Origin of the sequence: Fodinicurvata halophila, from assembly GCF_042651425.1 — a bacterium.
Lineage (GTDB): Bacteria > Pseudomonadota > Alphaproteobacteria > Kiloniellales > DSM-21159 > Fodinicurvata > Fodinicurvata halophila.
On sequence record NZ_JBHSCW010000003.1, the window covers coordinates 218,093 to 237,245 of the forward strand.

The 19,153-nt window shown below is 59.1% G+C and carries 17 protein-coding genes; all 17 read left to right on the forward strand.

From position 1 onward, the window contains the following. Nucleotides 1–51: 51 nt before the first annotated feature. Nucleotides 52–888, forward strand: coding sequence for a uroporphyrinogen-III C-methyltransferase (gene cobA, locus ACFOW6_RS05845; RefSeq protein WP_382421404.1), 837 nt, complete (start codon nt 52–54; stop codon nt 886–888). After that, the gene (locus ACFOW6_RS05850; protein WP_382421405.1) at nt 878–2,209 is read left to right on the forward strand and encodes a cobyrinate a,c-diamide synthase; all 1,332 of its coding nucleotides are present in this window, start codon (nt 878–880) and stop codon (nt 2,207–2,209) included. The genes cobA and ACFOW6_RS05850 overlap by 11 nt, the downstream gene beginning before the upstream one ends. A gap of 250 nt (nt 2,210–2,459) precedes the next feature. Continuing rightward, on the forward strand, nt 2,460–4,022 hold the full coding sequence (locus tag ACFOW6_RS05855) for an ABC transporter substrate-binding protein (RefSeq protein WP_382421406.1): 1,563 nt from the start codon (nt 2,460–2,462) through the stop codon (nt 4,020–4,022). 96 nt (nt 4,023–4,118) lie between these two features. Continuing rightward, nucleotides 4,119–5,108 (forward strand): ABC transporter permease, encoded by a 990-nt coding sequence (locus ACFOW6_RS05860; protein WP_382421407.1) that lies wholly within the window; start codon nt 4,119–4,121, stop codon nt 5,106–5,108. A 14-nt stretch (nt 5,109–5,122) separates the two neighbouring features. Next, nucleotides 5,123–6,115: an ABC transporter permease gene (locus ACFOW6_RS05865; protein ID WP_382421408.1), complete on the forward strand. Its 993-nt coding sequence runs from the start codon at nt 5,123–5,125 to the stop codon at nt 6,113–6,115. After that, on the forward strand, nt 6,115–7,128 hold the full coding sequence (locus ACFOW6_RS05870) for an ABC transporter ATP-binding protein (protein ID WP_382421409.1): 1,014 nt from the start codon (nt 6,115–6,117) through the stop codon (nt 7,126–7,128). The genes ACFOW6_RS05865 and ACFOW6_RS05870 overlap by 1 nt, the downstream gene beginning before the upstream one ends. Further along, nucleotides 7,125–8,195, forward strand: coding sequence for an ABC transporter ATP-binding protein (locus tag ACFOW6_RS05875; RefSeq protein ID WP_382421410.1), 1,071 nt, complete (start codon nt 7,125–7,127; stop codon nt 8,193–8,195). Before ACFOW6_RS05870 ends, ACFOW6_RS05875 begins: the two co-directional genes overlap by 4 nt. Nucleotides 8,196–8,332: 137 nt before the next feature. Continuing rightward, on the forward strand, nt 8,333–9,823 hold the full coding sequence (locus ACFOW6_RS05880) for a DegQ family serine endoprotease (protein WP_382421411.1): 1,491 nt from the start codon (nt 8,333–8,335) through the stop codon (nt 9,821–9,823). A gap of 164 nt (nt 9,824–9,987) precedes the next feature. Beyond that, a complete protein-coding gene (locus tag ACFOW6_RS05885; protein ID WP_382421412.1) occupies nt 9,988–10,665 on the forward strand; it encodes a winged helix-turn-helix domain-containing protein in 678 nt (225 codons plus the stop codon). Then, nucleotides 10,652–12,073, forward strand: coding sequence for a sensor histidine kinase (locus ACFOW6_RS05890; RefSeq protein WP_382421413.1), 1,422 nt, complete (start codon nt 10,652–10,654; stop codon nt 12,071–12,073). The genes ACFOW6_RS05885 and ACFOW6_RS05890 overlap by 14 nt, the downstream gene beginning before the upstream one ends. A 164-nt stretch (nt 12,074–12,237) precedes the next feature. Further along, nucleotides 12,238–12,708, forward strand: a complete 471-nt coding sequence (locus ACFOW6_RS05895) for an Hsp20 family protein (RefSeq protein ID WP_382421414.1) — start codon at nt 12,238–12,240, stop codon at nt 12,706–12,708. Nucleotides 12,709–13,009: 301 nt separating this feature from the next. Continuing rightward, nucleotides 13,010–14,347: an ABC transporter substrate-binding protein gene (locus ACFOW6_RS05900; RefSeq protein ID WP_382421415.1), complete on the forward strand. Its 1,338-nt coding sequence runs from the start codon at nt 13,010–13,012 to the stop codon at nt 14,345–14,347. A gap of 99 nt (nt 14,348–14,446) precedes the next feature. Then, nucleotides 14,447–15,157, forward strand: coding sequence for an ABC transporter ATP-binding protein (locus tag ACFOW6_RS05905; protein ID WP_382421416.1), 711 nt, complete (start codon nt 14,447–14,449; stop codon nt 15,155–15,157). A gap of 2 nt (nt 15,158–15,159) precedes the next feature. Next, complete coding sequence (locus ACFOW6_RS05910; protein ID WP_382421417.1) at nt 15,160–15,867, forward strand: ABC transporter ATP-binding protein; 708 nt, start codon at nt 15,160–15,162, stop codon at nt 15,865–15,867. Beyond that, nucleotides 15,867–16,775 carry a branched-chain amino acid ABC transporter permease gene (locus tag ACFOW6_RS05915; RefSeq protein ID WP_382421418.1) on the forward strand — a complete coding sequence of 303 codons (909 nt, stop codon included), beginning with the start codon at nt 15,867–15,869 and terminating at the stop codon, nt 16,773–16,775. Before ACFOW6_RS05910 ends, ACFOW6_RS05915 begins: the two co-directional genes overlap by 1 nt. After that, nucleotides 16,772–17,752, forward strand: a complete 981-nt coding sequence (locus tag ACFOW6_RS05920) for a branched-chain amino acid ABC transporter permease (protein WP_382421419.1) — start codon at nt 16,772–16,774, stop codon at nt 17,750–17,752. The genes ACFOW6_RS05915 and ACFOW6_RS05920 overlap by 4 nt, the downstream gene beginning before the upstream one ends. A gap of 173 nt (nt 17,753–17,925) precedes the next feature. Further along, entirely contained in the window at nt 17,926–19,152 is a 1,227-nt protein-coding gene (locus ACFOW6_RS05925) for a polyhydroxyalkanoate depolymerase (protein ID WP_382421420.1), read from the forward strand. Nucleotide 19,153 lies beyond the last annotated feature (1 nt).

Sequence of the window (19,153 nt, forward strand, 5' to 3'; positions counted from 1 at the left end):
TGCGGGGCAGTGACCAGACGCAAGATCGAATTATCCGCAAGGGAGTTGAGGATGCTTGAAGGCCTTCCAATGCCCCAGTTCGAGCCGGGGTGGGTCTGGCTGGCAGGTGCAGGCCCGGGGGATCCTGCGCTGTTGACCCTTGCCAGTGTCCACGCCCTGCATTCCGCCGACGCGATCATCTATGACGCCCTGGTGGGGAAGGATATTCTCTCCCTGGCCCGCTCCGATGCCTTCCTTGAGTATGCCGGCAAGCGCGGCGGCAAACCTTCCGCGAAGCAAGCGGATATCACGCTGCGCATCATAGAGCTGGCACGGCAGGGCAAGCGTGTGCTTCGACTCAAGGGGGGCGATCCCTTCGTCTTCGGGCGTGGAGGGGAGGAGGCGCTGGCCCTGGTCGAAGCGGGCATTCCTTTTCGCATCATTCCCGGCATATCCGCTGGAATCGGTGGGCTGGCCTATGCCGGGATTCCCGTCACCCATCGTGATACAAACAGCATTGTCACCTTCCTGACCGGCCACGATGCCACGGGACTGACGCCCAGTGCGATCGATTGGCCGGCCGTTGCGAAGTCGTCTCCCGTCATCGTGATGTATATGGCCTTGAAGCATCTGGTCGAAATTCGGGACTGCCTGATGGAAGGCGGACGCCGTGCCGACGAACCGATGGCGATCATCAGCCAGGCCACGCTCACGGACCAGCGGGTACTGGAAACAACGCTTGGCGAAGCCCCTCAGGCACTCGCCGACTCGGGTATCGAGCCACCGGCCATGGTGGTCCTGGGGGAAGTGGTGCGTTTGCGTGCGGCCCTGGACTGGGTGGGCGCGCTGGCCGGCCGTAAACTCGTGGCCGATCCTCTGGGCCTGCGGCACAAGAGCGATGCCGGCTGACTCGCGCGGTGCCATCATCGCCGCCCCGTCTTCGGGGGCCGGCAAGACCACGATCACCCTGGCTCTGTTGAGGGCCTTGCGCCGGAAAGGCGTCCGTGTCGCAGGTGCCAAGGTCGGGCCCGACTATATCGATCCCCGCTTTCATGAACGGGCAACAGGGTGTCCGGCCTTCAACCTGGACCCCTGGGCCATGTCGGACGGACTTCTGCAGCACCTTTTCCTGCAGGCAGGAGCGGATCGTGACCTTGTTCTGGTCGAGGGGGTGATGGGGCTGTTCGACGCGGCTTCAAACGGGCTCGGCTCGACGGCGGATCTTGCCGTGACCCTGGGATTGCCAGCAGTGCTGGTGGTCGACGTTCGTGGGCAGGGACAATCCGTTGCCGCACTGGTGAAAGGCTTTCGCGACCACAAGCCGGAGCTGGTGCTGGGCGGCATTATCCTCAATCGCGTGGGATCGGACGTTCACCTTGAGATGTTGCAGGAAGCCCTGGCTCCATTGGATATTCCGGTTCTGGGGGGCGTGCCGCGCGACGAGAAGCTGCACGCGCCGAACCGTCATCTGGGCCTGGTCCAGGCCAGTGAACGCAACGATCTCGATGCCTTCCTGGAGACTGCTGCGGACAAAATGGAGCAGCACCTGGACCTGGAAACACTTCAGGAGATCTGTACCCGCCCGGCTTTCCAGCCCGTCAGGTCCCAGGTCGCTGGGGAATTACCAAACCCTCCGGGACAGAGGGTGGCCATAGCACAGGATGTCTGCTTTTCCTTTGTCTATCCCCACCTTCTTCAGCATTGGCGGTCCAGTGGGGCGGAACTGACATTCTTCTCGCCGTTGGACAACGAGGTGCCGGATCCTGCCAGCGATGCGGTCTATCTGCCGGGTGGTTATCCGGAACTTCATGCGGAACGGCTCAGTCAGGCCGATCGTTTTCGCCTGGGCATGACGGCAGTCGTTGAGCGGGGCGCTTTCGTCTATGGCGAATGTGGAGGCTACATGACCCTGGGGAAGCTGTTGACGGATGCCAGGGGCCAGGAGTTTCCGATGCTTGGCTTCCTGCCGCTTCACACCTCATTCGAAACCCCGCGCCTGCATCTCGGCTATCGCCGGCTTCATGCCTGTAGAACGCTGCCGTTCTGGCAGGATACCAGCGATGAACTGACGGCCCATGAATTCCACTATGCGCAAACACTGGCACTCGGCCCCGCGGACTCCCTATTCACGGTGCGGGATGCCCGCGGTCGGGACCGTGGATCGGAAGGCCTGGTTTCCGGGAACGTGGCTGGGTCCTTCCTGCACCTCCTTGGTCGCCGCCGGGATTGAGCGCGGAATAAGCCACCAGATGAAAGGCAGCATTGTTCCCATAGTGGTTGTTTTATTCGAAATATATTCTTCTCTTTGGTTGTTCATGAAAATCCTGGCTGACAGGGCGAAAGAGTCTGTGTCATGGTAATCAATACCTTATGAAATCGGCTTTTGACCGGTTGTGCTTCGAACTTAGTTCAATCAGAAAATCGGCCCCAGAGCCGTCCACAGGGAGAGGAAAATCACGATGCAAACAAGAACACTTCTGATGAGTGTGCTCCTTGGGAGCAGTCTGGCGCTGGCCTCGGCGGCACAGGCGGAAACACTGCGCTGGGCAAGCCAGGGCGATGCGCTGACGCTGGACCCTCATGCCCAGAATGAAGGTCCGACCAATACCATGTCTCTGCATCTGCATGATCCGCTGGTCATGCGGGCCAATGACATGTCGATCGAGCCAGGCCTGGCCACCTCATGGGAGGCCGTCGAGGAGACGGTCTGGGAATTCGAGATTCGCGATGATGTGAAATTCCACGACGGTTCGGATTTCTCGGCCGAGGACGTGGCCTTTTCGCTGAATCGGGCGCGCACGGAACCTTCTGATTTCCGGAACTACATCTCATCGATCGAGAACATCGAGATTGTCGACGACACAACGATCCACATTCATACCTCCGGGCCCAATCCGATCCTGCCCCAGCAACTCACCCAGATTTCCATGATGAGCAAGGAGTGGGCCGAGGAGCATGATGTGGAAACCGCCCAGGACTATGCCAGCGGCGAAGAAAGCTACGCCGTTCGCAATGCCATGGGAACGGGGCCGTTCAAGCTGGAGTCCAGGGAAGGCGACGTACGCACCGTGCTGACGCGCAACGACGACTACTGGGGGATGGACCGCTTTCCCATGGAGGTCGAGCGCGTCGTCTATACGCCGATCTCCTCGGATTCGACGCGTGTCGCAGCCCTGTTGTCCGGTGAACTGGACTTCGTTCTCGATCCGCCCGTGCAGGACCTGGAGCGCTTGGAAGAAGAAGGCGACATCAACATCGAACAGGGCGAGGAGAACCGCACCATCTTCCTTGGTTTCAACTTGCGCGAGGAAGACAGCGAATTCGACAACGTGGATGGCGTGAACCCCATGGCCGACAAGCGCGTGCGTCAGGCCATGTACCATGCGGTTGATGCGGAGACCATCCAGCGGGTCGTCATGCGTGGCCGCTCGATACCGACCGGGACCATCGCACCTCCCTTCATCAATGGCTATCCGGAAGAACTCGATGAGCGGCTGGCCGTCGATCAGGAGAAGGCACGGGAACTGCTGGCCGAGGCCGGCTATGAGGACGGTTTCGAGCTGACCCTCCACTGCCCGAATGACCGCTATATCAACGACGAAGCCATCTGCCAGGCCGTGGCCGGGATGCTGGGTCAAATCGATATCGAGATCGATCTCGTCTCCCAGACCCGCAGCCTGCATTTCCAGGACATTGGCAATCGCGAAGTCGGCTTCTACCTGCTTGGCTGGGGTGTCCCCACCTTCGACAGCGAATACGTCTTCAACTATCTCTATCATACCGATGACGGAGAGCGTGGCTCCTGGAACGCCACCGGCTTTTCCAACGAGCGCATGGACGAGTTGGTCCAGGAAATGGGCACCGAGGTGAATGAGGAGCGGCGCAACGAGATGATCGCCGAGGCCTGGGAATTGGCCGATTCAGAGCTCGTCTACCTGCCGATCCACCTGCAGGTCCTGAACTGGGCGACGCGCGAAGGTGTGAACGTTCCTCTGCGGGCCGACAATCAGCCGCACCTGGCGACAGCCACCTTCGATAATTGAATGAGTGCACCCTGCTTCCGCCGGAACCTCGAAAGAGGTTCCGGCGGAGTGCTTTTGTCGATTGCCCTGATCGTTAACGTGAACTGATCCCTGCAGATGTTCGCCTTCATCGTACGTCGTTTATTGCAGTCCATTGTGGTGATGCTGGTGGTGGCGCTGGTCGCCTTCAGCCTGTTCAACTTTGTCGGCGATCCCATCAACAACATGGTGGGCCAGGAAGCCACCATGAAGCAGCGCGCGGAATTGCGCGAACAGCTGGGCCTCAATGATCCTGTACCGGTGCAATTCCTGCGGTTTGTGGGCAACGCCGTTCAGGGCGAATTCGGGATTTCCTATCGTACGACACGACCGGTGGCCGAACTGATTGCGGAGCGCTTGCCGGCGACCATCGAGTTGGCCGTGACCTCTGCGGCCTTTGCCCTGACCCTGGGAATCATTCTGGGTGTGTACAGTGCCCTCAATCGCTATGGCTGGATCAGCCGTTTCGTGATGACGGCTTCCCTGATCGGGGTGTCTCTGCCAACGTTCCTGATCGGCATCCTTCTGATCTGGCTCTTCGCCGTCAATCTGCAGTGGCTGCCGTCCTACGGTCGGGGCGAGGTGGTCAGTCTCGGGGGGTGGCGCACCGGATTCCTGACAGTCAGCGGCTTGCAGGCTCTGGTCCTGCCGGCCGTGACACTGGGACTCTATCAGTTGACCCTGATCATGCGGCTTGTCCGCGCCGAGATGCTGGAGGTCCTGCGTACGGACTACATCAAATTTGCCCGCGCACGTGGCCTGACAAACCGTTCGGTCAACTTCGGCCACGCCCTCAAGAACACGCTGGTGCCGGTGATCACCATTACGGGCTTGCAGTTGGGGTCAATCATCGCCTTTGCGATCATCACCGAGACGGTTTTCCAGTGGCCGGGTGTGGGGCTGCTGTTCATCATCGCCATTCGCTTCGTCGATATTCCGGTCATGGCAGCATATCTGATCCTGATCGCGCTGTTCTTCGTCATCATCAACCTGATTGTCGACCTGCTGTACTACATCGTGGACCCGCGCCTGCGTGTGGAAGCCCCCACGGCGCGGGCGGCCGCTTGAGAAGAGGTGTCTGAATGAGTGCCTCCGGACCAGAACAGCAATCAATGGAGACCACGGCACAGGGGCATGGGGAGCCGGTCCTGCAGGACAGGCCTCAGGGCCTCCTGCATCGCGTTTTCGACAGCGATATCTGGCACAGCTTTTCGCGTTCCCCGATAACGGTTCTCTCGGCGATCGTTACGCTGATGTTCTTCCTGGCGGCGATCTTCGCGCCGCTGATTGCTCCCTATACGCCTTTCCAGGCTGGTTCGCTGCATCTCATGGACGGCTTCACGCCGCCGTTCGAAGAGGGGATGAGCGGGAATTTCTACGTGTTCGGCACGGACGACCAGGGTCGCGATGTCTTTTCCGCCATCATCTACGGTGCCCGAATTTCCCTGCTGGTTGGATTCTGTGCGGTTCTCTTCGCCATGGTCCTGGGGGTGACCCTGGGGCTGATCGCGGGCTATCGCGGAGGCTGGATCGATACGGTCATCATGCGGATCGCGGACGTGCAGCTCAGCTTTCCTGCCATTCTCGTGGCGCTGCTGATCTTCGGTCTGGCCAAGGCGATGATACCACGCGACTACCAGGATCATATGGCGATCTATGTCCTGATCATCTCCATCGGTCTGTCGGACTGGGTCCAGTATGCCCGCACCGTGAGGGGCACCACCATGGTCGAGAAGAATCGGGAGTATGTGCAGGCGGCGCGGGTCATTGGCGTGCGGCCGTTCACCATCCTGTTCCGGCATGTCCTGCCGAATGTCATGGGTTCTGTTCTCGTGATCGCCACCATCGGCCTGGCTCTGGCCATAATTGCCGAAGCCACGCTCTCGTTCCTGGGTGTGGGCGTGCCGCCAACCACGCCCTCGCTGGGGACCCTGATTCGTATCGGTAATGATTTCCTTTTCTCGGGAGAGTGGTGGATCACCATCTTTCCCGGCATCGCGTTGGTGATGCTGGCCCTGTCAGTGAATCTGCTGGGGGACTGGCTGCGCGATGCCCTGAATCCGAAGTTGAGGTAATGACGGAAAGCAGTTCATCAGAAACGCCTCTGCTGGAGGTTCGCAACCTGCGTCTCGAATTTCCGACACGACGCGGCACGCTGGTTGCCGTTGACGATGTGTCCTTCGATATCCAGCCGGGCGAAGTGCTGGGCGTTGTCGGTGAATCCGGCGCGGGCAAGTCTCTGACAGGCACGGCTGTCATCAACCTTTTGGAGCCACCGGGCCAGATCGCCGGCGGTGAGGTTCGCCTGAAAGGTCAGCGGATCGACAACCTGTCGCATGAACAGTTGCGGCGCATACGGGGCCGGCAGATCGGCATGGTTTTCCAGGATCCGCTGACAAGCCTCAATCCCCTCTATACGGTGGGAAAGCAGTTGGTTGAGACGATCTGCACCCATCTGGACATGACCGAGAGCCAGGCGCGGCGACGCAGTATCGAGCTGTTGTCCGAGGTCGGGCTGTCCGCTCCGAAGGAACGCATCGATCAGTATCCCCACCAGTTCTCGGGCGGCATGCGCCAGCGTATCGTGATCGCACTCGCGGTTTGCGCCAATCCCTCCCTGATCATTGCCGACGAACCGACAACAGCTCTCGACGTCTCGATCCAGGCGCAGATCATCGATCTTCTGAAGCGCCTGTGCCGCGAGCAGGGAACCGCCGTCATGCTGATCACTCACGATATGGGCGTGATTGCCGAAACCGCGGACCGGGTGGCCGTGATGTACGCCGGTCGCTTGGCCGAGATCGGTCCTGTACAGAAGGTCATCAAGCACCCCTTCCATCCATATACGAAGGGCCTTATGGGAGCGATTCCGACGGTGGGGCAGAAACTGGGACGCCTGACTCAGATTGATGGCGCCATGCCGCGGTTGACCGAGATTCCGCCCGGTTGTGCCTTCAACCCGCGTTGCCCGAAGGTATTCGAGCGCTGTGTCAGGGAACGCCCGGACCCGATCCCGGTCGAGGATTCGAAAGTGGCCTGCTGGCTGTATGACGAAGAGCGGGCCATGTCAGGAAGTACAGAGCCATGACAGACATCCTTCAGGTCAAGAGCTCTGCGTGGCACTCATCTTCACCACTGGTCTCCGTCCAGGGGCTCTCCAAGCATTTCGATATCTCGCCGCCGTTCCTGACGCGTCTGCTGCATGGCAGGCATCGCAGGAGCTTGCGCGCCGTGGACGACATCAGCTTTGACATTCCGCGCGGGAAGACATTCAGCCTTGTCGGCGAATCGGGATGTGGCAAATCCACCGTGGCCCGCCTTCTCGTAGGCCTCTATCAGCCGACGCAGGGAGAAATTTTCTTCGATGACAAGCCGGTCTCCAGGCTCAAGACTCCTCGGGAACTCGCGCCTTTCCAGCGACGTATCCAGATCATTTTCCAGGACCCCTATGCCAGCCTGAATCCGCGCTGGCGTGTTCGCAACATCATTGCAGAACCCATTCGCACACATGGATTGCTCGAGGAGGGAGCGCCCATGCGCAAGCGGATCGCCAAACTGCTCGAGCATGTGGGGTTCTCGGAAAAGGATGGCGACAAGTATCCGCATGAATTCTCCGGCGGACAGCGTCAGCGCATCTCCATTGCCCGAGCCCTGGCTGGTGATCCTGAATTCCTGGTTTGCGACGAACCGACCTCGGCTCTGGACGTCTCCGTTCAGGCGCAAATTCTCAACCTCATGAAGGACCTGCAGGAGGAACTGGGGTTGACATATCTCTTCATCAGCCACGACCTGGCCGTTGTTTCGCATATTTCGGACTATCTGGGAGTCATGTACCTGGGGCGCCTGGTGGAAGCTGGCCGGGCTGGGGATATCTTCGACAATCCGCAACACCCCTATACCCGCATGCTTCTGGATGCCATTCCTGATCTGGAGATGTCCGGACGACGCAGAATTCCCGTGGCCGGAGAGGTTCCCAGTCCCATAGAGCCGCCCTCAGGCTGTCATTTCCATCCGCGCTGCCCCTTTGCTGACGCAAGATGTCGCGAGGAAATTCCCGGTATCACGGAGGCCAGGGATGTGCGCGTGCGTTGCCATGCGGTTGAGGAAGGGCGCCTTACGCCTCAGGTCTTGGCTGAAGCGGCAGCCAGGCGCTAGGAGGCGCTAGGGAGGCTTTCCGCAATCCTGTGAACCCCGAACATGAACGATTTGTAATATTCACGACACAGCCGTGTTAGGTGGCATGCGTTACAAATCATAGTCAGTTATTAGGAGTACCTAGGAGGTCCCTTTATATGTCTCTTGCGATCAAGTCATTACAGGCGCCGATGACTGCCCTCGTGGCAGGTGGGTTCCTGGTCTGGTCGGCGGTGGCGCAGGCAGCGTCACCGCCCGACAGTTTTGCCGACCTGGCTGAAGAGGTCAGTCCGGCCGTTGTGAACATATCTTCAACGCGTGTGCCCGAGGAGGACAATGGTTCGCGTTCTCGCGATTCCATGCCCTTCGACCTGCCGCCCGGTTCTCCCTTCGAGGAGTTCTTCAAGCAGTTCGAGGAGCACTTCGATGGCATGCGCCCTCAGCAGTATCAGAACCGCCCGGGCACAAGCCTGGGCTCTGGCTTCATCATTGATGCCGAAGGTTATGTCGTTACCAACAACCACGTAATCGACGAGGCGGACGATATTCGTGTCAAGCTGTCGGATGGTCGTGATCTGGAGGCCGAGGTGATCGGCCGCGACCCGAAGACGGATTTGGCACTCCTGAAGATCTCGTCCGAAGAGGAGCTTCCGCATGTCACCATGGGGAATTCCGATGATGTCCGCGTCGGTGACTGGGTGATGGCCGTCGGCAATCCCTTCGGTCTTGGCGGTTCGGTGACCGCTGGCATCATCTCGGCGCGCAGCCGGGATATCAATGCCGGTCCCTATGACGACTTCCTGCAGACGGATGCGGCCATCAACCGCGGCAACTCCGGTGGTCCGATGTTCAATATGGAAGGTGACGTTATCGGTATAAGCACGGCCATCTTCTCGCCCTCCGGGGGTTCTGTCGGCATCGGCTTTGCCATTCCCTCCAACCTTGCCAGCGACGTGATCACGCAGCTGCGCGAGAAGGGTGAAGTGGACCGAGGCTGGCTGGGCGTGCGCATCCAGCAGGTTACGCCTGAACTGGCGGAAGGCCTGGGCCTGGATGAGGAGAAAGGCGCTCTCGTTGCCAGCGTCGAGCCTGACGGTCCGGCCGACAACGCCGGTATCCGCACAGGCGACGTCATCCTGGAGTTCAATGGCGAGAGTGTAGACAGCATGCGCGATCTGCCCCGGCTCGTTGCTTCAGTCCAGGCCGGCCGGGACGTGGAGATCGTCGTCTGGCGCAATGGCGAGGAGACAACGCTGGAGGCGACGATTGCCGAGCAGACCGAGGAAAGCATGGCGGCGTTCAGCGACTCCCGTCAGCAGCGAGGGGATGATGGAGATGCCCAGCGCAGCTCCGATCGTCTCGGCGCCACGCTTTCCAGCCTGGATGACGAGACACGGGAACGTCTGGGACTGCCGGAGGACATGTCCGGTGTGGTCATCACGGACGTTGAGCCGGATGGCCGTGCAGCCTCTCAGGGCTTGGCCCCCGGCGACGTGATCGAGCAGGTGGATGGCCAGGAGGTGACAAGCCCGAACGATGTCGAGGAGCAGCTTGATGAGGCGGCTCGCGAAGGCAAGAAGACGGTTGTCTTCCTTGTCGAGCGGGACGGCAGCCCGCTGTTCCTCGGTTTCCGCCTGGGCGACGCCTGACACCAGCGGTTTCTCCTTCACCGCGGTGCTTCTGCCGGAGCCGGTTTCTCCCCTGGACCGGTTCCGGCTTACCTCGACGGCGCGCCGGATATTTCATCCTGGCGCGTCGTCGCTTTATACTCCTCCGCGAATTCACTACGGAAAGATTCGGAAAGGATATTCCGGTGCGTGTCCTGATCGTCGAAGATGATGACAAGACGGCCGACTACATGGTCAAGGGACTCACGGAAAGCGGACATGTCGTGGACCGTGCGTCGGATGGGCATGAAGGTCTGTTCCTGGGCAGCGAAGGCAGCCATGACCTGATCATCCTGGACCGCATGCTGCCCAAGCTGGACGGCCTTGCCGTGTTGCAGGCGCTGCGCTCCAACGGCAGTACCACACCGGTGCTGATTCTCAGTGCCCTGGCGCAGGTCGACGAGCGCGTGGCGGGTCTGCGTGCTGGCGGGGATGACTATCTGACGAAACCTTTCGCCTACTCGGAACTGCAGGCCCGCGCCGAGGCGCTGGTCCGGCGCAACAATGCACCGGCCGTGGAAACGAAACTGCAGGCCGGAGATCTTGAGATGGATCTGCTGTCACGGCGCGTGGAACGCAGCGGAAAGGCCATCGAACTGCAGCCGCGCGAGTTCAGGCTGCTCGAGTACCTGCTGCGCCACGCCGGGCAGACGGTGACACGCACGATGCTGCTGGAAGGAGTCTGGGATTATCACTTCGATCCCCAGACCAACGTGATCGATGTGCATGTGAGCCGCCTGAGACAGAAGATCGACAAGGGCTTCGACAAACAGCTCCTGCACACCGTGCGAGGCGCAGGATACATGCTCCGTGCAGATACTTAGAATTTCCAACAGTGCGACCTTCCGTTTCGCTCTGGCCTACGTGGCGCTCTTCGGGGTCTCGGTCCTGTTGCTGTTCGGTTTCATCTACTGGTCGACCATTACCCTTATCGAAGGCCAGGTTGCCCAGACCGTCGCAGCCGAGATCACCGGCCTGGAGGAACGCTATCGCAACGAGGGAATCAGCGGTCTCGAGGAAGCCATCTCACAGCGCAGTGGCCGGGGCGGAGAGGCGGAGAGTGTCTACCTGCTGACGGACAGCAACTACAATCCCGTGGCCGGCAATCTGAGAAATTGGCCGGAAACGGCCATCGCGGATGGCCGCTGGACGGTATTGCCCCTCTATCATCGCGAGCGCGGGGATGAGCCGATCCTGGTCGGTGCCCGCAGCTTCCAACTGCCCAATGGCTATCGCCTGCTGGTCGGGCGTGACATGTCGGCGCGTGCCAGTTTTCAGCAGAACCTGCAGGAGGCCTTGGCCTGGGGACTGGGCGTCACCCTGGCGCTGGGGCTTGGGGGCGGCTGGATCTTCGGCCGCAACATCCTGCGCCGGGTCGATGCCGTGGCCGAAACCAGTCGACGCATCATGGACGGGGATCTCAGCCAGCGTGTTCCACGCGAAGGCGGTAATGACGAGTTCGATCGTCTGGCTGGCAACCTGAATCGCATGCTGGAGCGTATCGAGGCGCTGATGACCGGCATGCGGCTTGTTTCGGACAGCCTGGCCCATGACCTGCGAAGTCCCTTGACCCATCTCAAGGGGCGGATCGAGCTTACCCTGCTCGGGCCACCGGATGTGGAAAGCTATCGCCAGACCCTGGAACAGGCGCTTTCCGAGATCGACACCATCCAGACCACGTTCAATGCGCTTCTGGCCATTGCCGAAGCGGAATCCGGGGTCAGCCGGACGCGTCTGGAAACCCTGGACCTGAGCGAGGTCTTGAGAGATGTGCAGGAACTCTACGAGCCTCTTGCCGAGGACAAGGGCCTGCGCTTGCGGGCAGACATAGAGACTCCGGTCTATGTGAGCGGTCATCGGCAACTGCTGGCCCAGGCATTCGCCAATCTGCTGGACAATGCGATCAAGTACAGCCCGCAGGATAGCCAGGTCCTTGTCTCCCTGACGCCTCAGCAGGAACAGGTGGAGGTTACGGTCGCCGACGAGGGAGAGGGTATTCCAGAAGCCGACCGCAAGCGGGTGCTCGAACGCTTCGTGCGTCTGGATACAGCGCGCAGTGAACCAGGCAGCGGGCTGGGGCTCAGTCTTGTGGCTGCCGTGGCTCGCCTTCATGAATCCGAACTTGCCCTGGAAGACAACAACCCTGGACTTAAAGTCCGTTGGGTTTTTCGAGAAGCAGAGAAGTCTTCTGAAGAAGAGGCGAGTTCCGATTCTAGTGCGAACGGAAAGTAGCCTGGGAATAGAGTTCCAGATTCAGGTGGTCTTTCCTCTTGAAGGTCCGCTTGCGAATTCCTATCTCAAATTTTGTTGGGGAGTCGCCAGTAGGGGCTTCCCACAGTTCGTGACCCGCAAGGGGTACATTCCAACATCTGTATCGCTCAAAGGAGGATATAGTTATGCGTAGCCTGGATTTTTCGCCGATGCTTCGAGCCACCGTCGGGTTCGACCGCATGATGGACCTGATGGACAATGTCGCGCGTTATGAAGAGACGCCGAGCTATCCACCCTACAACATTGAAAAGCGCAGCGAGGACGATTACCGCATTTCCATGGCCGTGGCCGGGTTCTCGGAAGAGGACCTGAACATCACGGTTCAGGAGAATTCGCTGGTGATCGAGGGCAAGAAGGAAAAGGACAACGATGAGCAGGAAGGGACTTACCTGTATCGAGGCATCGCCGAGCGTGCCTTCCAGAGGTCCTTCCGTCTTGCGGACCATATCAAGGTCACCGGCGCGAACCTCGAGAACGGTCTGTTGCACATCGATCTTGTGCGCGAAATCCCCGAGGCAATGAAGCCGAGGACGATTCAGATCGACTCCTCGGACTCGGACAAGAGCCGCAAGACCATAGAAAGCAAGGCCGCCTGACACCCAGGCGCAAGCGCGAGAAAGTGACCGGGCAGAGAGGTATCTGCCCGGTCTTTTCTTTGGGGCGGTGGTGCTGCCTGCGCAAGAAAAACAACCAAAAATTGATCCTTTAGCTTTCGTGATTTTATCTAAAGCTTAAAATTTCTCCGTAAAAACAGAGAGATTGCTTCTTCAGAAAAGATCATGCTAGCGTTAACCCTAGCTCACGTTCCTATTAGGCCGTGGAGATGATCGAAACACCCTTCTCAATTGGGTTCACGGTCTCAAGACGTGCAAAATCCAAAGAATGGGGAGCAATTCAATGACCAGCAAAGACAAGAAACTTGCGCGCAATCCCGCTTCAGGCGGTGTAACCCGCCGGCGTTTCATGGAAACAGCCAGCACAGTCGGGCTGGGAGCGGCAACAATTCTCGCGGCCCCCGGTCTTGCCCGGGCGCAGTCGGACTCCGGCCCAATCAAGGTCGGTGTCATGGGGCCCTTTACAGGGGCGGCCAGTCGGACCGGCGAGGGAATCCAGAACGGAGCCATGATGGCCGTTGAGGATGCCCGTGAAGACGGTTTGCTGCCTGTCACCGTAGATGGCCAGGAGCGCGATATCGAGATCGTCTGGGTGGACAGTGAATCCAATCCGGAGCGTGCCGTCCGGGCTGTCGAGAATGCGGTCAGCCGTGAAGGCGTGGAGTTCATGGTTTCCGGTTGGCATTCCTCGGTTGCCATGGCGGTCTCGGAGGCCGAAGCCGGCATGGGGATCGTGCATATTGGACACGGCGGGGAATCCCAGTATATCTGCGAGAAGATCAACGAGGATCCTTCGAACTACAGGCACTGGTTCAAGGGCTGGTCTTCTCCGCCCATCTTTGCCGGACTCTACGGCGAACCACTGCAGCACTTCATGAATGAAGGCCTGTGGGAACCGGCGAACATGAAGGCGGCCGTCGTGGTGGAGGACACCGACTATGGCCGTGGCTGGGGCGATGCCCTGGTCAAGTCACTGGAGAATATCGGCTTCGACGTTCTGCCCTATGACGTGATCCCCCTGGACGAGACGGAGTTCTCCTCCATTCTCACGAAGTATCGCGCCCAGGGCGTCTCGGTGGTTGGCATGACCGTTACGGGTAATGTCAGTGCATCGAACTTCGTCAAGCAGTTCCGAAATCAGCAGATTCCTGCGCTGCTGATCGGTCATGGCCTGACCTGGTTCAGTGAATGGCATGAACTGACTGGCGAGGCTTCGGACTACGTGGTGACCATGGATTCTCCACGTGTCATCGCTCCCTATCAGCAGGAATGGATCGAGCGCTATCGCGAGAAGTACGACGAGGATCCGTCTCTGGCACCGGCAGGTCAGCAGGGCTATGACTACATGACTGCTGGCCTAAAGGTCCTTCAGGATGCCGGCACGCTGGATTTCGATGCGCTGGTTGAAAGCGCCCGTGAACTTGACCACCAGGGTGTATGGCAGCGCATCAACTTTGCCGAGGAGGCGGGCGAGAATGCACTCTGCCCAGGCGAAGTCCAGGTGGGCGGCTTCGAGGAAGGCTTCTTCTTCCCGCTTGTCCAGTTGAAGGACGGAGAGGCCAAGATTCTCTGGCCGCTTAAACACGCCGAGGGCGAATTCGAGGCGCCGCCCTGGCTCTGATCCGCAGAAATTTCCGGAGAAGGCGGACCGAAGTCCGCCTTCTCCTCCTTTCATGTCATTGCAACCTTATTTCTGAGACAGCAAGGAAAGCTGAAGCGTATGAGTCTGCTCGAAGTTCGAGGGCTTAAGAAGCAATTCGATGGCCTCGTCGTCCTGGACGGTGTGGATGTCGATGTCGAGGAAGGCGATATCCAGGGAATCATGGGTCCGAATGGCGCCGGGAAATCGACGCTTTTCAACGTGATCAACGGAATCTACACGGCGGATGGCGGGTCTGTTCGGTTCCGCGGCCAGGAGATTGCCAACAAGCCGGTGCATCGCATCGCTACTATGGGAATCGGTCGAACCTTTCAAGTCGCTCGGGTCTTCGATGAAATGACCGTGCTGCAGAACATGCTGGTGCCGACCGTGCCGCTGTCCATGAGCCGTCCGGAAGCCCTCCGTCGTGCGGAAGAACTGCTGGAAATGGCCACGCTCGACGGCGTGAAGGCCAATCCTGCGGTCGAGATCTCCGGCGGCCAGAAGAAGCTTCTGGAATTCATGCGGACGATGATGACCGATCCCACCCTGATCCTGCTTGACGAGCCCTTCAATGGAATCAACCCGGCTCTGATTGAGGTCCTGATCGGAATCGTGCGCAAGCTCAATAATCAAGGAAAGACCTTCCTGCTGATAAGTCACGAGATGCCGCACGTGAGTGAACTCTGCAATACGGTTGCGGTCTTGGCCGCAGGCGGGAATGTTGCTCGCGGCTCCCCCTCGGAAGTGCGCGAGAATCCAACCGTGATCGAAGCCTACTTGGGGCAGTAGCAATGGGCCTGGAAGTTTCTGATGTCGTAGCGGGTTACACGCGGGAAGTTCCCATTCTCAACGGTCTGAACCTGACTGCGGAAGATGGCCGCGTCACCGTGATCATCGGTCCGAACGGGGCTGGAAAATCCACTCTTCTGAAAACCATATACGGCTACCTCAAGCCTGAGCGCGGCAGCATAAGTCATGACGGGGAATCGATTCTTGGCTATGCCCCCAAGGACATGCTGCGCAAGGGGATTGCCTATCTGATCCAGGGACACAGCGTTTTTCCGCGCATGCTTGTGGAAGAGAACCTGGAGCTGGGTGGCTGGATCCTGGGCTCGGAAAGGGAGCGCCGTGAGGCCCTTGAGCGTGTCTATGAACGCTATCCCCGTCTCAAGGAAAAGCGGCGACTGCCGGCAGGCATCCTCTCGGGGGGCGAGCAGCGCATACTCGAGATTGCGCGTTTGACCATGACCGGTCCGCGTACCTTGTTGCTGGATGAGCCCTCGGTGGGCTTGATGCCCAAATTGGTCACCGAGGTCTATGAGGAGATATCCAAACTCAAGGAAGAGAAATACACCATCCTGATCGTCGATCAGAACGTGAAGAAGTCCATTTCCATCGCGGATTATGTCTACGCCCTGGCACTTGGCGAGAACCGCCACGAAGGCACAAAGGAGGAGTTCGCTGAGCGGCTGGATGAAATTGTGAAGGAGTGGATCTAATGGATTTCAGCCTTTTACTCGATCCGGGTATCCTGGCCCAGGTCCTTGCCCAAGGATTTGTGCGTGGCTCAATGTATGCGCTGATGGCTGCCGGCCTCTCCCTGATCTTCGGGATCATGGGCGTGAAGAACTTCTCTCACGGTGAGCTGTTCATGCTCGGTGCCTATGTGATGTTCTTCGTGACGGCAGTTCTGGGGTTGCCCTGGCCCATGGGGGTGGCCGCGGCGGCTGTTGTGCTGTTCGGGGTTGGTGTCCTGATCGAACGCAGTCTTATCGCCACTCTACGCAAGCGTGCGGGGCGTGACTGGCTGCTGGATGCCTTCGTTCTGACCATCGGCATGCTCGTCGTGATGCAGAACCTAGCTCTAGCCGTTTTCGGAACGGAACGCCGTGGGGTTGCCGGATTGGTGGAGGGGACTTTCGTCTATGGTCCCATCATCATAACCTATGAACGAATGATGATCGTGGCCGTGGCCGTCCTGGTCGGCTTGGCTCTTTGGTCCTTCATACGCTACAGCGATCTGGGCAAGGCCATTCGCGCGACATCCCAGGATCCCGGTGCGGCCCAGACCCTCGGGATCGATATCCAACGTATCTATACCTATACCTTTGGCATCGGTGCTGGCCTGGCCGGTCTGGCCGGCGGCTTGCTGATCTCTCTTTTCCCGGCTCATCCGACGGTTGGTTTCTATCCAGTCATCAAGTCGATCGCCTGTGTCATTCTCGGCGGATTAGGCAATATCTCAGGGGCCATCATTGCAGCCATGCTGCTTGGCATCATCGAAGCCTATTCATCCTTCTTCATGACGGGCGGCTGGCAGAACGTGATGACTGCGGTTCTGGTCATCGTAATCCTGATCATCCGGCCCAGTGGACTGTTCTCTTCAAGCAAGGTGGAAAGAGCATGACCAACGCGAATGTCTTGGCGGCAAGTCTGAACATCTGGCACAGCAAGACAGCGCGCGTCCTCAAGATTGCGGTCCTGGTCGTCCTGCTGCTCTTCGTTCCGTCGCTGATTGACAACGACTACATCACCCGCATCTTCATTTCCGCGGTCATGATGGGGCTGATGGCGGCGATCTTCGATCTGATGATCGGCTATGCGGGACTCATCAACTTCGGGTACGCGGGGTTTATCGCGGTCGGTGCCTATACCTCTGCCCTGGGAACCTTCAATTATGGCATTTCCCCTTGGGTGGGGCTGCTTACAGGTGGTCTCCTGACCGCCTTCATGGGTTTTCTGGTGGGGATCATTACCCTGCGTCTGCGGGGGCTCTACATCGCTTTGATGACCTTTTTCGTCGGCGAGGCGATCCGGTTCACGATCTCAAACACACCGGATTATACACGCGGCATGCTAGGACTGTCCGTTCCGCCTTACCCGGATATCCTGGGCCTCGATTTCAGTCGCGCGGAACTGTTGAATTACTATTATCTGCTTCTGATCCTCGGCACCATCATCATGGGACTGATGTGGTGGCTGGTTAAGTCGCGTTTCGGCCTTGCGTTCCAAGCCTTGCGCGAAGACCAGCTAGCAAGCCAGAGCATGGGGCTCAATACAACGAAGTACAAGATATACAACTTCACGATCGCCAGCTTCTTTGCTGGTATCATGGGGTCGTTCTATGCCCATTACATCAGTATCCTCTCGCCAACAGCCGAGGAATTTGGTGTCTATCGTACTGTAGAGATCCTGACGATCGCTTATGTCGGGGGTCGAGGAACGCTGTGGGGGTCACTCTTTGCCGGTTTCCTGCTGATCGGCTTCCAGGAATACTTCCGCGGGCTGGGGCCGTGGCGCCTGGTGATCTTCGGCTGCCTGCTGATTTTCGTCATGCTGTTTGCGAGAAAAGGACTTTCCGGACTCAAGCGGTATGTTTGGTAATGGAAACAGCCGGCTGGATCTTCCAGCCGGCTGTTTCCCCATGTGCGCACTATTGGGATAACGAGATAAAAGGGTGTTTCTCCGCTTACGGAATGGTAACTCTTAAAGACCAAGAATGGTATCGGAACGGCGGAGACAGCCGCCGCAGTCAGTGAGAGGCGGGAATATCCAGCATGCTTTATCGGCTATATGAGTTTCAGCACGCAGCTTTGATGCCCTGGCGGTTGGCCGGGGATTTTACGCGCGGGCTGTTGAGCAATCCCTTCTTTCCCGCTTCCTATACCCATCTTGGCAAGTCGGTCGCAGCCGGCCTCGAGATCTTTGATGACGCCGTGCGCCAGAGACCGCGCCCCGACTGGCGTATAGACAGCGTCAAAGTGGACGGACAGCGGCAAAAGGTGCACCGGGATTGCATTCTCGAACGGCCTTTCTGCCATCTGCAACGCTTCCACCGGGATAGCCCGGATGCCGCAAAGGACCCGAAGGTCCTCCTGGTGGCCCCGCTGTCCGGACACTATGCCACGCTGCTGCGCGGGACGATCCAGGCACTGGTGGCCGACCATGATGTCTATGTAACCGATTGGCGGGATGCGCGGGAAATCCCTTGTGACGAGGGGGAATTCGGTTTCGACGAATATCTCGACGAATTGATGAGCTTCATGCGGTATCTGGGCCGCGATTGTCATGTGATTGCTGTGTGTCAGCCGGCACCACTGGTGCTGGCTGCCGTATCCCTGCTTGCGGCTCAGGACGATCCCGCCCAACCAAGGACGATGACCCTCATGGGCGGGCCGGTCGATACGAGGGCCGAGCCGACGCAGGTGACACGCTTTGCCGAATCCAAGCCGCTGTCATGGTTCGAGCGGACGCTGATAACCGAAGTGCCCTCGTACTATGACGGGGCAGGGCGGATGGTCTATCCTGGCTTCATGCAGCTGAGCGGGTTCATCTCGATGAATCCGTCCCGGCACTTCGATGCTCATCTACGCATGTTCCGGCATCTCGTGCGCGGCGACGGAGACTCGGCAGCAGCACATCGGGCGTTTTATGACGAATACCAGGCCGTGATGGACACGCCCGCCAAATACTATCTCGAGACGGTTGACCGGATCTTCCAGAGGCACCTGCTGCCCAAGGGCGAACTGGAATGGCGTGACCACCAGGTGAATCCGGCGAGCATCCGCAGCACGGCACTGCTTACGGTCGAGGGCGAACTGGATGACATATCCGCCCCGGGCCAGACACTGGCGGCGCACGACCTCTGCAGCAACCTGCCCCGCGTGATGCAGGAAACCTACATGCAGATGGGGGTCGGGCACTACGGCATCTTCAATGGCCGGCGCTGGCGCGAGCAGATCAAGCCCCGGATTGCCGATTTCATTCGCCGGCATTCCGCCTGAC